This is a genomic window from Yersinia ruckeri ATCC 29473 (assembly GCF_000754815.1).
Taxonomy (GTDB): Bacteria; Pseudomonadota; Gammaproteobacteria; order Enterobacterales; family Enterobacteriaceae; genus Yersinia; species Yersinia ruckeri.
In genome coordinates this window covers 3,256,529-3,268,746 of sequence record NZ_KN150747.1, presented here as the reverse complement: position 1 = coordinate 3,268,746, position 12,218 = coordinate 3,256,529, and the positions used below count along the sequence as shown (strand labels likewise).

Below are 12,218 nucleotides of genomic sequence, written 5' to 3'. Positions count from 1 at the left end.
TGGATTTGCTGAATAATCTTTTTACTCGACTATCTTATAATTTTCCTGGCATCAGCTTTTAGCTCGTCAATTTGTCGTGCTGATATCACAGGGCCACCGCTAAGGTGGCAGTGCAACATAACACTGATATCAATCAGTAGGTCTGCAAAAGCTATGGCTTGGCTTTTTGGCTGAGTGTTTTCAGCTGGTGTGGCGATAATTGTTATTAACTCATTTAAAAAGGGGATGAAATTTTCAACCTGCTTGATGGGTTGTGAATTGTCCATTAGCTATCATCCCTTGGCGTTTTATTAACGAAGTTATCGATCATTTCTTGTTCACTAAGGTTTTCTACATTGGGGCGTTCAGTCGCAGTGCTTTTCCCCGCACCAAGGCTGTCATTCTCGAAAGTATCTTGAGATGTTCCAGCATTCATTCTTGATTGCGTATTTTCACGAATAGAAGAAGCAATTTTACCTCCAGCGGTAGGTTGCCGCCGACATAGCAACTAATGCCGCTGCACCAGCACCAGCCATGCGCTAAGTGCAATACTTGCAGGGTGATGAAAAAACCTCGCGGTAGAGCAATAGAGAATTTTCACACCTAATAACTTAATTATTTCTAGAACGCTATGCGTTTTTTGGCCTATTGAATGACTTGAAAATATAGGGCTTATTTAGTGACTCGTATTTGCAATTGTGAAGGCTTAGACGGCACGTATTCGACTATTTGATCCAAACTAAATTTGGCTACTAATTCACATCACTATCTCTCACTCGTGGAGCGTGAATTTATTGCTTGACTAGATGGAAAATTAATAAGTACATTGTCCTGAGTCCTAGGACTTGGGACAATTATTGGGTGGTGAAAATGAAAAGTCAAGATGTTGGTTTGATGCTAAAACTCATTTGCTTGCAAAAGCAAGAAAGTCGACTAAAAAATCAGCGGAATTCGTTCGCGTTAGCTTCCAATATTTGGTGGGATTGGGAAGCTGCGGAGGATTTGTATACGCCTACAACCAATCTACTGACGCCTGATACGTCTGTTGATGACTGGCTTGTGGAGCGTTACAGCGTTAGGGCTTTGGCTGCCGAAACAGGAATAAGTAAAAGTCAGGTAAGTTTATCTCTGCAAGATATGATCTCAGTAGGTCTTGTAAAGCGGGACAGAAAATTAGGTGTACCACGTACCAATGTCAAAGCACTTTTCGAACTCATTATATATGGATTGAGATACATATTCCCAACCAGATCAGGAGAATTGACTCGAGGCATTGCAACATCAATTGGTGCTCCGGTACTGCAAGGAAAGCTGATGGGGGCGGGAGATGTCATCCCTGTTTGGCCTGATGCGAAAGGTAATACCAAGGGCCAATCGGTTGAGCCTTTATTTAAAACGGCAACTTATGCGGTTCGGCGAGATCCTGAAATGTATGCTTTGTTAGCGCTCATAGATGCTGTACGTATTGGACAACCGCGTGAACGTAATTTAGCATCAGGTATGTTGATGAAACAGATGGAAGTAACTCAATGATTAATAGTGAGATTCAATTAGATATGCTCCAGCGTGTTGCTGAAGCATTAGGCTCTGATTTACGTGAGAAAATGACGTTTGTTGGGGGATGTACGACAAGTCTTTTAGTCACCGATGAGTTTACTCGGGAACAAATACGCCACACCGATGATGTTGATCTCATTATGCATGTCATGAGCTATACAAATTATTCAGCACTTCAGCAAGAGCTTCAAGCGCATGGATTTAAAATTGAGGTGCCTGATGACGATGGTGCGCCTATTTGTGCAATGAAGCTTGGTGATTTGCGAGTTGATTTTATGCCAGATGATGAAAGTGTATTAGGTTTTACTAACCGATGGTATAGGAAAGCAATGGAAACAAGCACCTATTTTAACTTAGCACCTGAGCTAAGTATTAATTTGATAAGTCCTGTTTATTTTATTGCTACTAAATTGGAAGCATACAATGGCCGTGGAAGGGGGGATCCTCTAGAAAGTCGCGATATTGAAGATATTCTCAATTTAGTTGATGGCCGATCAGAGCTTGTAAATGAAATATCTACAGCGGAAAATGATTTAAAAATATATATTAGTCAACAAATTGAAGCCCTTCTTAAATTGAATGATTTCGATTATGCAATTCAAAGTCATACATATGGTGATAAAGCGCGAGAAGATGAGATCTATGAAAGGCTAGAGAAGATAATCGAGATTGGTAAATAATTATGCTGATAACATGGGTTAGCCGCAAAGGTTTGAAAAAGTTGAAAAATAATGACGCAGTGGCTTTGTATGAAAATGATGAAATATTTATTGCGATAGCAGTAGATGCTGCGGAGAAAAATAATATATCGCATGAGTCTGGCCTGGCAAAATATTGGGCAAATACAGTAATAGCCGAATGCAAACTTCGTATAGATAGTACTTCAATGTTAAAGATCGATATAAATGAAATTGTTGCTATATTGAGAGAGAAACAAAAAAACTTACGCCATAGCTATTTACATGAAACTGCAAGCTATGCTGTCGTTTTTTGGGATAAAGAACTCCAAGTTGTGACGACTCTACATTGTGGGGATTGTTTATTTGGAAAACAAAAAAATGCACTTTCGATACGCTGGTTAATTAAACCACATAATACATATCAACAACATCTGCAATTACTGGCAGCTGATTGCCAGTGCAACTCTCATGCATATTCACGTTTTACGCTTACTCGCCATCTAAATGCCAAACGTTTCTATACACCAGAACTGAATGAATTCCCTATAATAGATATAGAAAAACTTGTCTTATCTACTGATGGTTACTGGGCTGAGCATATAGATGAGTGTGTCATCTGGGAAGAACTTGAAGACGATGCTAGTGTATTAATGATTAATTTTTCAGAGGAGAAAACTCTGGATATACAAAGTGATTGTGAGAATTTTTCCGCATATTCGATTTATTAGTATTAAGATTCTCTTTATTTATGCCACACCTACAACGCACAATACTGCAATTCTTTGTTTATATAATATTTTGATTTTTATTGAGAATATAGTCTTAACCCCAGTTCTCACCAGAGTTTAAATTGGCATTGCCAATGCGCTGATCAGCCGGCTGGAAAAGAAACTCATCGCCCGGGGCTGCCCGAAAATAAACATTATGGTGCGCGACGATAATGACGCAGTGCTGGGGATGTATGAAAAGCTGGATTACGAAATTCAGGACAGCATCATGCTGGGCAAACGGCTGATTGTTGATCAGGAGTATTGATTGCGGGTTATTTTTAGGCTGGCAGACATAGCCCTATCCCCGTGATGAACGCAGAGATAGGGCGTTAGGAATTATGGTAGTTTGGTAATGCTTTTCACATCGACTTCAACAGAGTTCCAGTCTTTATCCACTTTCCCTTCAATTTGTACTTTATCTTTTGGCGTGAGAGTCTGGCCATTCCAGCGTTTGGCATCAATATCTACGGTGATGGTACCGGTGCTATCACGGAAAGTATAAGTATCATGCGTTAAGCGTTCTTCAATGTTGCCCTGTAATGTTACTCGGGTATTGTCACGCATGGATTTGACTTTATCAACCGTAGTACTGGTGGCATTTGGCCCTTGGAAACCGCCCTGATTGACTGCTTGAGTTTGAGTCGTCGTCGGGCCGTCAAAACCACCCTGAGCAGGTGCTGCGGTTTTCTGCGCTAATGCCGGTGCACTACATAATGCCAATAGTGCCGCTGCTGTCACTAATTTCTTCATGTTATTGTTCCTTCCATCAATGAAAATTTATGCTTGATAGTGGGTATAATGAACCCATTTGATTATCGATAATCAATCAAACCGTAAGAAAATATTTAGACATCGCGACTCAAGTGGACATTATAGTTAATGAGCCTGGGTAAGCAATAATCGAGCAGCTAGCGAAAAAAAACAGGTGTTCAGATAAATGTCCAGTGACTACCGCTCGACTGGGTTTCAGTTAAACTGGAGCCGGTTAAATGCGATTATCTGCATTACGTCAGCTTGGTAGGGCACTTTTCTCATAAAGAGAACTCCAAACCCTGAATAATTGAGGGTGGCGATTGACACCGTTCTTGCCTATAGAGCAGCGGATGATTATCGGTACGACAGTGTTTATCAGTTAATTTTAAGGAGCTTTACCATGAAGTTACGCCCGTTATTACTTGGGTTACCGCTATTACTGACGGGGTGTTCTGCTCTTTCAAACTTTTCCTGGTCGAGTCTTTCTCCGACTCATTGGTTTGGCAGTAGCCTTGAGGTGACCGAACAAGGCGTGGGGGGAATTACGGCTACCACCGCCATGAATGAAACGGATATCAACGCGGGTTTGAACGGTGATTATCGCCTGCGTAGCGGTATGGCAGGCAACGGTGGCCAACTGGTCTCCTTCTATCAGGCACTGAAAGACGATCAGGTCAAACTGATTATTTCGGGTCAGCCTAAAGGTAGTGTTGAAAAAATTGAAGTTATGGATCCGAGTATTGCCAGTCAGTGGGGCGTTAAATTGGGCGCGCCTTTCAGCGATATCTTTAAGCAAGCTTACGGTGCCTGCCAGAAAGGAACGGGCGATGACGCCGAGGGCGTAGAATGTATGGCATCGGAAAGTCAGCATGTTAGCTATGTATTTAGCGGCATATGGCATGGACCAGAGGGACTAATGCCATCAGATGATGCACTCAAAAACTGGAAGGTCAGCAAAATCATCTGGCATGCAAAAGCCAATTAATTGATTACTTTCTGAAGATGACTCACATTGCCTAGGCTCCTATTGGGAGCCTTTATTATTGATGGTTGTGATTAAGGTGAGGATATAGGGACATGACTGATTCCGGTTTTATTTTGCGCTGACGCAATGTAATAATTGCTTTGTCGAGTATGATGTCAAACAGAATAAAGTTGGGGAATAACCTCAACTTCCAGTTTTAATTGAGGAAGAAACCATGTCTCAAGTTCAGAGCGGTATTCTGTTGGAGCATTGCCGTTTTGCCATTTTTATGGAAGCGCAAATTCAGGGCGAATTCGATGCTATTCGTACTGGCTGTAAAACATTTTGCCAGTCACTGGTCGAGCTGCAACAGCAATACCCGGATGCACATTTAGGCGCGGTCATTGCCTTCGGTTCTGACGTCTGGCATGACCTGTCTGGCGGCCAAGGCGCGGCGGAACTCAAGCCTTTTGTGCCACTTGGGGGTGGTTTGGCTCCGGCGACTCAACGGGATATGCTGATTCACATTCAGTCTTTACGCCATGACGTGAATTTCTCTTTAGCACAAGCTGCGCTAACTGCTTTCGGAAAAGCTATTGTTATTGAAGAAGAAACTCATGGTTTTCGTTGGGTTGATGAACGTGATCTTACCGGTTTTATTGACGGTACTGAAAACCCGCAAGGGGATAGCCGACCAGAAGTCGCTGTGATTGCCGACGGTGAAGAAGATGCTGGTGGTAGCTATGTTCTGGTTCAGCGTTATGAACATAATCTGAATACCTGGCAGCGCCAATCACAGGAAAAACAAGAGCAGGTTATTGGTCGTACCAAGCCTGATAGTGAAGAGTTATCGCCGGATCAGCGTCCAGATACTTCCCATGTCAGCCGGGTTGATTTGAAAGAAAATGGTAAGGGATTGAAAATTCTGCGCCAAAGTCTGCCCTATGGCACTGCCAGTGGTAAGCATGGCCTGTATTTCATCGCCTATTGCGCTCGTTTGCATAATATCGAACAGCAATTGCTGAGCATGTTTGGTGAGATGGACGGAAAACACGATCAATTGTTACGCTTCACTAAAGCCGTTTCCGGCAGCTATTATTTTGCACCATCGCTGACGAAATTACTGTCACTGTAACGCTTAACTTTTTGCCCGTTATTATGCAAAAAACAGGCCGGGTCGCTATTCAGCATACCCGGCCTTTATTATTTTCAGCGTTAAATCTAATGAGCGTTAATTACAGTCTGATAGCATCACGCATTCTGTTAACTACCGTCTGTTTCTGTTCTTTGGTCAGAGCGCGCAATGGTAGACGTGGATTACCTGCATCAATACCGTGCAATTGCATTGCGGCTTTACCTGCTGCGACGCCACCAAACTCCACCAGTACGCGAATTAATGCAATAACCTGATCCATACTTCTTTGTACTGCCGCCTGATTACCTGCGTTGAAGTCTGCAATGATTTTATGGAACAGTGGAGCGGCATAGTTATAAGTGCTGCCTACCGCACCAATTGCGCCCACCGCCAAACCGCCCGGTAAATGTTCATCTACACCAAATGGAATATCGAATTTGCCGCCACTTACCCGCAGGCAGCGTTGGAATTCATATAAATCGGCATTATTGAATTTAATTCCAGACAGATTAGGAATTTTAGATTCGGCTTTAATCAGGAATTGTTCCATATCCAGATTCACGCCTGACATACCTGAGTGGTAATAATAGAAACCTTTTGATGGTGCGGCGGCGGCAATAGCCTGGCAATAGGCGATCAAATCATCCAGATTACCCGGTTTGAAGAAGCAGGGGCCGATGGCCGAGGTGGCAAAAATATCCAACTCTTCGGCATGGCGGGATAAATCTACTGCGTCTTTAATACTGAGTGCCCCAGTATGCAGCGTAATACTGAGCTGGCCTTGTGCCGCCGCCACCCAGCGTTCGGCAATTTTCTTACGCTCTTCAACGGAGCAGTGAATACCTTCCCCGGTAGTGCCACAAACGTAAACGCCCTGTACACCATCATTAATGAGGTGCTCGGCAATCTGATCAATGACCGGATAATTGACTGCGCCTTGCTCATCAAAAGGCGTGTGTGGTGCTGCGATAAGGCCGGTTAACTTTTTCATACATATCCTTAAAAACGAAGAGATAGCAGGGTAGGGTATCCATATGGAGGATAACTCCGCCGTTAAAATCAAGTCTGTCAGGTTGATTAACGCAGTTTGATGGCATCAATAAACCAACCACAAATATGTTCGATTCGGGTGATTGCGGAGCCGACGGTGACGGCATAGGCACCAGCCTCAATGGCTGCCGCTGCCAGCGATGGTGAATTATAGCGACCTTCAGCAATGACCCGGCAACCCGCCTGAGCCAGTTGGCTAACCAGCGCTAGATCCGGTTCGGTCGGCGTTGGTTCGGTGGTGTAGCCGGATAGCGTGGTGCCGATAAAATCGATACCCAGATGATAGGCGCTAATAGCATCATCATAATTGGAGGCATCTGCCATCGATAAGCGGCCTGCGGCTTTGATGCGTTCAAACAGCATTTTTACCGGAACCGGACGTTCTCGTTGGGTGACATCAAAGGCAATAATATCGGCACCCGCAGCGACCAACGCGTCGACATCTTCCAGCCACGGGGTGATTCTGACGGCTGAATCCGGCAGATCCCGCTTGACTATGCCAATAATCGGGGCATCGGTGACGTGGCGTACCGCGGCGACATTGGCGGCACCTTCAACGCGTAAACCGATAGCGCCGCCGTCGATTGCGGCTTGAGCCATCGCCGCAATAATTTCAGGTCTATCCATAGCACCGTTGGGAACTGGCTGGCATGAAACGATCAATCCATTTTGGAGCCGGTGGCGGAGAAGGGTTGAGTTGCTCACGGTCTTTAACTCCGTATTTTAATTTTAAATGAAGTTTAACTCCGGTCATGTTAGATCTTTTATTCGATGGGCGCAACGAGAGAAAGAACAAAATGTGACGCGAATAATGATGGAGGATACCCCTATGGAAGTTATTGCTTTTCTGATTGCCTAATAAATAAAGTTGAGTTAATTTCCTATTGAAGTAAAACTCCATTTTGTAGATATTGTTTGGAGTCTGTTTAAGCTCATACCGGGCAGAGATAACAAGATGTAAAGAGGCTGGGTCGAATGGAACAGGGTTTGGCACTGGATATTGGCGGAACAAAAATCGCCGCCGCGCTGGTGAATCAGCGGGGTGAGTTGAGTCAACGACAGCAAATTTCAACGCCCGGAGGCGATGCGGGGCAACTGAGCCAGGCGTTGGAAACGTTAATTTCATCTTATCGTCAACAGGCTGATTTTATTGCCGTGGCTTCCACCGGCATCATTAATAACGGCAATCTGACGGCGCTGAATCCTGCCAATCTTGGCGGCTTGGCAAATTTCCCGTTGCAAGACTGTATTAAAAGTATTGCCGATTTACCTTGCGTGTTACTCAATGATGGACAGGCTGCGGCCTGGGCCGAGTATCAGGCTTTGCCCGTTGATCGCGACAATATGATGTATGTTACGGTTTCAACCGGCGTTGGTGGTGGTGTCGTGCTGAATAAACAGCTGCATATCGGCAATCAGGGGCTGGCCGGACATATTGGTCATACTTTGGCAGATCCTCGTGGGCCACGGTGTGGCTGTGGTCGCCAAGGCTGCGTAGAAAGTATGGCATCTGGCACGGCAATAGGCGCGGCGACAGCATCTTGGCAGCAACCGGTAGCGGCTGTGGATGTTTTCCAGCTGGCGAGAAACGGACATATTGAGGCAGAAAAAATCATTGCTAGCTCGGCGAATGCCATCGCACAAATGATAGCCGATATGACGATGGCATTGGATTTGGAAGTGGTGGTTATCGGTGGCAGCGTAGGGCTGGCTACCGGTTATCTCGCGCAGGTACAGCAGGCTCAACAGGTACTGCCAGCCATTTATCGTGCTCCACTGCTACGGGCTTATTATCAGCAGGATAGTGGTTTATCCGGTGCAGCGATGTGGGGCCGAGCGGTGCTGTCATAGGCTAATGATTAGTATTATCTGGAAGGATATAAGGCAACGATATGATTAACGGTGATTTAAAACAGACGGAATTTTTTAGGAGTTATCCAAAAAGTATTCAACGGGTATTGGCTTACCTGTCTGAAATACCGCTCGAAACGCTATCCTGCGGCCGTCATGAGATTGATGGTGATGATATTTTTATGAATGTAATGGCATTTGAAGCCCAGCCAGGGGAAAGCAAAAAAGCAGAGATGCACCATACTTATGCCGATGTGCAATTACTGATCGAAGGTATCGAAGGTATTGAATATTCGACGCAGACGCCGGTAGAACATTTGGAACCTTATCATGCTGAAGATGACTACCAGCTTATGGCCGCTATACCGGATAAAAGCCAATTGTGCATGCTGCCGGGTATGTTCGCGGTATTTTTCCCCGGTGAGCCTCATAAACCCGGCTGCTTACTAGCAGGCTCCGGTTCGATTAAAAAGGCGGTGGTGAAAGTCCACCGCCGTTTACTGAGCGATATGCCAGTAGCCTGATTTATCTATAATAATAAGCTCGATTATCTTTGACATTTTCCCCGGCCCCCCGGGGTTTTTTATTGTTGCTCCCGCTACCCAGTCGCCTCATTTATCTTCACGAAACCCGCCAACTATGTAATCATGCACCCCAAATTAATCTCACCCTGAGGTGTTCACGATGAAAACGGGTCGTCCACGTTTCCAGCCAGGAAAGATTCTTGATGCCTTAGGGGCGATGCAAAATAGTCTGACCCGTTCCGCCCAGCGGATTGCCGCTTATATATTGACTGAGCCTGCTAAGGTGACTCAGCTTTCTATTGCTGATCTGTCTTCGTTAACTCAGGCCGGTGAAGCTACTATTATCCGTTTCTGCCGGACTCTGGGGTATAAAGGATTCCATGATTTTAAAATGGATCTGGCAATTGAAATCGCCACTAGTAATATTACGACCGATGAAAATAGTTTGCTGGATGCAGACGTTCAGGATAGCGACGATACTCTGACTATTGGCAGTAAGTTACAGTCGGCGATCAATAACGTCCTGTCAGAAACCCTGAATTTACTTTCGCTGGAATGTGTCGAACAGGTCGTCAAGTTACTGCGTCCTGCGGAGAGGATTTGTATTTTTGGTGTAGGCTCTTCGGGTATTACGGCAGAAGATGCTAAAGCAAAATTAATGCGTATCGGTCTGCGGGTGGATGCCGCGACCAATAATCATTTTATGTATATGCAGGCGTCATTAATGAAAGCTGGCGATGTGGCCATTGGTATTAGTCATTCAGGCACCTCAGCGGAGACCGTAGAAGCGTTGAGACTGGCGAAGCTGGCCGGTGCCACTACCGTTGCTCTGACCCATAATATGGGATCGCGTATCACCGAGTTAGCCGATTACGTATTAATTAATGGGAATCGGCAGGGAAAATTACAAGGTGACTCCATCGGCACTAAAATTGCCCAGTTATTTGTACTGGATCTGATTTATGCCTTACTGGTTAAAGCCGATCCTGCTCAGGCTGAAAGCACCAAGCGTAAAACAACCCAGGCCGTTAGCCATAACGGATAAGCTGCAAAAATAAATAGCTGCTTTTTGTAATGACCTTTTCCCCGGTTATCTGCCACCCCTGAGTAATATCTTCGGTGGCTTATCTACTTCCCACAGTAATACAAACATTTCGCCACCTTTGTCACGTTTTTTACATATTGTGATTGAAAAGCCAAGGTGATCTTATACACTCAAGTGGAGTTTTACTCCTCTTTGTGTTGATTTTAGGTGTTTAACTGCAAAAAAACATAAGCGTAGCTATCAGTGTCGTTGGTCGTTTAAATATATTTAAAAACAATGAGATGCTGATTCCTCTACGTGTGGCCGGGATAATAGATTGCCGTCAGAGTGAATATCACTGACGGGGGAGAACGCCTTTATATGAATACTTCAGTACAGCAGCGTTGGTATAAACAGCTCACGCCAGCTCAATGGAAGGCATTTATTGCCGCATGGATCGGTTATGCCCTGGATGGTTTTGACTTTGTGCTGATCACTCTGGTTTTGACAGATATAAAGCAGGAGTTTGGTTTATCCCTTATTCAGGCAACCAGCTTAATTTCTGCCGCATTTATCTCCCGCTGGTTTGGCGGTTTGGTATTAGGTGCAATGGGCGATCGTTATGGCCGTAAATTAGCCATGATTACCAGCATTGTGCTGTTCTCTTTTGGTACTCTGGCCTGTGGTTTGGCTCCGGGTTACACCACCTTATTTATTGCCCGATTAATTATCGGTATAGGTATGGCTGGAGAATATGGTTCCAGCTCCACTTATGTGATGGAAAGCTGGCCTAAAAATATGCGCAATAAAGCCAGTGGTTTTTTAATTTCAGGTTTCTCCATCGGTGCTGTATTAGCGGCACAGGCCTATAGCTATGTCGTACCGGTTTTCGGTTGGCGGATGCTGTTTTATATTGGTTTGCTGCCGATTATCTTTGCACTGTGGCTCCGTAAAAACCTACCTGAAGCGGAAGATTGGGAAAAAGCACAAACTCAATCAACTCAAAAACAATCTGCCAAATCACTCAATATGGTGGATATTCTGTATCGCAGTCACCTCAGTTACTTGAATATTGCTTTGACGATATTTGCCGCCGCAGCCTTGTATTTTTGCTTTACCGGTATGGTCGCTGCGCCAATGATCGCGGTGTTGGGAATATTATGCGCTGCCATATTTGTCTACTTTATGGTGCAAACCAGCGGTGATCGTTGGCCTACGGGTGTGATGCTAATGGTGGTGGTATTCTGCGCCTTCCTGTATTCCTGGCCGATTCAGGCGTTATTGCCGACCTATCTCAAGCTGGAGTTAGGCTACGATCCGCACACCGTAGGAAATGTGCTGTTCTTTAGCGGCTTTGGTGCGGCGGTGGGTTGCTGTGTTGGTGGTTTTCTCGGTGATTGGTTGGGCACCCGTAAAGCCTATGTTGCCAGCCTGCTGGTTTCGCAATTATTGATTATCCCACTGTTTGCTATCGGTGGTGGAAACATCATGTTGCTGGGAGCGGTGCTATTCTTACAGCAAATGTTGGGGCAGGGGATCGCCGGGTTACTGCCTAAGTTATTGGGCGGTTATTTCGATACCGAACAGCGCGCCGCCGGACTCGGGTTCACCTATAACGTTGGTGCATTAGGCGGAGCACTAGCACCGATTCTCGGCGCTTCGATTGCTCAACACCTCAGTCTGGGTACCGCATTAGGTTCATTGTCCTTCAGCCTGACATTTGTGGTGATTTTACTGATTGGTTTTGATATGCCATCTCGCGTTCAGCGCTGGATTCGACCAAAAGGATTGAGAATGGTCGATGCCATCGATGGCAAAGCGTTTAGCGGAGCCAAAAGCGCGGATACTCCAGCGGCGGTAGTCATAAAATAGTTAACCTAATAAATACGGTTTCTTCCCGCCCGGCTTATCTCAGCCGGGCTTTGCTTATG

Annotated in this window: 14 protein-coding genes and 1 pseudogene; 10 read left to right on the top strand and 5 right to left on the bottom strand. The window is 45.2% G+C overall.

Features of this window, described 5'->3' with window-relative positions:
• Nucleotides 1-29: 29 nt before the first annotated feature.
• The gene (locus DJ39_RS14750) at nt 30-266 is read right to left on the bottom strand and encodes a hypothetical protein (RefSeq protein WP_038251512.1); all 237 of its coding nucleotides are present in this window, start codon (nt 264-266) and stop codon (nt 30-32) included.
• Nucleotides 266-415 carry a hypothetical protein gene (locus DJ39_RS17595; protein WP_004723282.1) on the bottom strand — a complete coding sequence of 50 codons (150 nt, stop codon included), beginning with the start codon at nt 413-415 and terminating at the stop codon, nt 266-268. Before DJ39_RS17595 ends, DJ39_RS14750 begins: the two co-directional genes overlap by 1 nt.
• A gap of 434 nt (nt 416-849) precedes the next feature.
• On the opposite strand from DJ39_RS17595, the gene DJ39_RS14745 reads away from it, so the two are divergent.
• The 4 genes and pseudogenes from DJ39_RS14745 to DJ39_RS14730 form a co-directional block, all read left to right on the top strand.
• Entirely contained in the window at nt 850-1,512 is a 663-nt protein-coding gene (locus tag DJ39_RS14745; RefSeq protein WP_038245397.1) for a helix-turn-helix domain-containing protein, read from the top strand.
• Nucleotides 1,509-2,216: a hypothetical protein gene (locus DJ39_RS14740; protein WP_038251510.1), complete on the top strand. Its 708-nt coding sequence runs from the start codon at nt 1,509-1,511 to the stop codon at nt 2,214-2,216. The genes DJ39_RS14745 and DJ39_RS14740 overlap by 4 nt, the downstream gene beginning before the upstream one ends.
• A 2-nt stretch (nt 2,217-2,218) precedes the next feature.
• The gene (locus tag DJ39_RS14735) at nt 2,219-2,944 is read left to right on the top strand and encodes a hypothetical protein (RefSeq protein WP_004723285.1); all 726 of its coding nucleotides are present in this window, start codon (nt 2,219-2,221) and stop codon (nt 2,942-2,944) included.
• Nucleotides 2,945-3,068: 124 nt separating this feature from the next.
• Nucleotides 3,069-3,251 (top strand): annotated as a pseudogene (locus DJ39_RS14730) (GNAT family N-acetyltransferase); the annotation flags it as partial.
• 71 nt (nt 3,252-3,322) lie between these two features.
• On the opposite strand, the gene DJ39_RS14725 reads toward DJ39_RS14730, so the two are convergent.
• On the bottom strand, nt 3,323-3,736 hold the full coding sequence (locus tag DJ39_RS14725; protein WP_004722750.1) for a YgiW/YdeI family stress tolerance OB fold protein: 414 nt from the start codon (nt 3,734-3,736) through the stop codon (nt 3,323-3,325).
• A gap of 403 nt (nt 3,737-4,139) precedes the next feature.
• On the opposite strand from DJ39_RS14725, the gene DJ39_RS14720 reads away from it, so the two are divergent.
• Nucleotides 4,140-4,724: an RpoE-regulated lipoprotein gene (locus DJ39_RS14720; RefSeq protein WP_004722752.1), complete on the top strand. Its 585-nt coding sequence runs from the start codon at nt 4,140-4,142 to the stop codon at nt 4,722-4,724.
• A 214-nt stretch (nt 4,725-4,938) separates the two neighbouring features.
• On the top strand, nt 4,939-5,838 hold the full coding sequence (locus DJ39_RS14715; RefSeq protein ID WP_004722753.1) for a Dyp-type peroxidase: 900 nt from the start codon (nt 4,939-4,941) through the stop codon (nt 5,836-5,838).
• 100 nt (nt 5,839-5,938) lie between these two features.
• Here DJ39_RS14715 and DJ39_RS14710 read toward each other — a convergent pair whose 3' ends face one another.
• Both DJ39_RS14710 and DJ39_RS14705 read right to left on the bottom strand, forming a co-directional pair.
• The gene (locus DJ39_RS14710; RefSeq protein ID WP_004722755.1) at nt 5,939-6,829 is read right to left on the bottom strand and encodes a dihydrodipicolinate synthase family protein; all 891 of its coding nucleotides are present in this window, start codon (nt 6,827-6,829) and stop codon (nt 5,939-5,941) included.
• A gap of 86 nt (nt 6,830-6,915) precedes the next feature.
• The gene (locus DJ39_RS14705; protein WP_071665713.1) at nt 6,916-7,593 is read right to left on the bottom strand and encodes an N-acetylmannosamine-6-phosphate 2-epimerase; all 678 of its coding nucleotides are present in this window, start codon (nt 7,591-7,593) and stop codon (nt 6,916-6,918) included.
• Between the two features lie 270 nt (nt 7,594-7,863).
• On the opposite strand from DJ39_RS14705, the gene DJ39_RS14700 reads away from it, so the two are divergent.
• The 4 genes from DJ39_RS14700 (at nt 7,864) to DJ39_RS14685 (ending at nt 12,159) form a co-directional block, all read left to right on the top strand.
• Entirely contained in the window at nt 7,864-8,739 is an 876-nt protein-coding gene (locus DJ39_RS14700) for an N-acetylmannosamine kinase (RefSeq protein WP_004722760.1), read from the top strand.
• A gap of 41 nt (nt 8,740-8,780) precedes the next feature.
• Nucleotides 8,781-9,263, top strand: coding sequence for an N-acetylneuraminate anomerase (nanQ, locus tag DJ39_RS14695; RefSeq protein WP_004722762.1), 483 nt, complete (start codon nt 8,781-8,783; stop codon nt 9,261-9,263).
• Nucleotides 9,264-9,423: 160 nt separating this feature from the next.
• On the top strand, nt 9,424-10,308 hold the full coding sequence (locus tag DJ39_RS14690) for a MurR/RpiR family transcriptional regulator (protein ID WP_038245227.1): 885 nt from the start codon (nt 9,424-9,426) through the stop codon (nt 10,306-10,308).
• A gap of 360 nt (nt 10,309-10,668) precedes the next feature.
• Nucleotides 10,669-12,159 (top strand): MFS transporter, encoded by a 1,491-nt coding sequence (locus DJ39_RS14685; protein ID WP_038245224.1) that lies wholly within the window; start codon nt 10,669-10,671, stop codon nt 12,157-12,159.
• The last annotated feature ends 59 nt before the right edge of the window (nt 12,160-12,218 follow it).

What these genes read in the sequence shown, in the direction of transcription:
- DJ39_RS14735 (WP_004723285.1), top strand. Translation starts at nt 2,219, where the DNA reads ATGCTGATAACATGGGTTAGCCGCAAAGGTTTGAAAAAGTTGAAAAAT.
- DJ39_RS14745 (WP_038245397.1), top strand. Translation starts at nt 850, where the DNA reads ATGAAAAGTCAAGATGTTGGTTTGATGCTAAAACTCATTTGCTTGCAA.
- DJ39_RS17595 (WP_004723282.1), bottom strand. Translation starts at nt 415, where the DNA reads ATGAATGCTGGAACATCTCAAGATACTTTCGAGAATGACAGCCTTGGT.
- DJ39_RS14685 (WP_038245224.1), top strand. Translation starts at nt 10,669, where the DNA reads ATGAATACTTCAGTACAGCAGCGTTGGTATAAACAGCTCACGCCAGCT.
- DJ39_RS14740 (WP_038251510.1), top strand. Translation starts at nt 1,509, where the DNA reads ATGATTAATAGTGAGATTCAATTAGATATGCTCCAGCGTGTTGCTGAA.
- DJ39_RS14720 (WP_004722752.1), top strand. Translation starts at nt 4,140, where the DNA reads ATGAAGTTACGCCCGTTATTACTTGGGTTACCGCTATTACTGACGGGG.
- DJ39_RS14690 (WP_038245227.1), top strand. Translation starts at nt 9,424, where the DNA reads ATGAAAACGGGTCGTCCACGTTTCCAGCCAGGAAAGATTCTTGATGCC.
- DJ39_RS14725 (WP_004722750.1), bottom strand. Translation starts at nt 3,736, where the DNA reads ATGAAGAAATTAGTGACAGCAGCGGCACTATTGGCATTATGTAGTGCA.
- DJ39_RS14715 (WP_004722753.1), top strand. Translation starts at nt 4,939, where the DNA reads ATGTCTCAAGTTCAGAGCGGTATTCTGTTGGAGCATTGCCGTTTTGCC.
- nanQ (WP_004722762.1), top strand. Translation starts at nt 8,781, where the DNA reads ATGATTAACGGTGATTTAAAACAGACGGAATTTTTTAGGAGTTATCCA.
- DJ39_RS14750 (WP_038251512.1), bottom strand. Translation starts at nt 266, where the DNA reads ATGGACAATTCACAACCCATCAAGCAGGTTGAAAATTTCATCCCCTTT.
- DJ39_RS14710 (WP_004722755.1), bottom strand. Translation starts at nt 6,829, where the DNA reads ATGAAAAAGTTAACCGGCCTTATCGCAGCACCACACACGCCTTTTGAT.
- DJ39_RS14700 (WP_004722760.1), top strand. Translation starts at nt 7,864, where the DNA reads ATGGAACAGGGTTTGGCACTGGATATTGGCGGAACAAAAATCGCCGCC.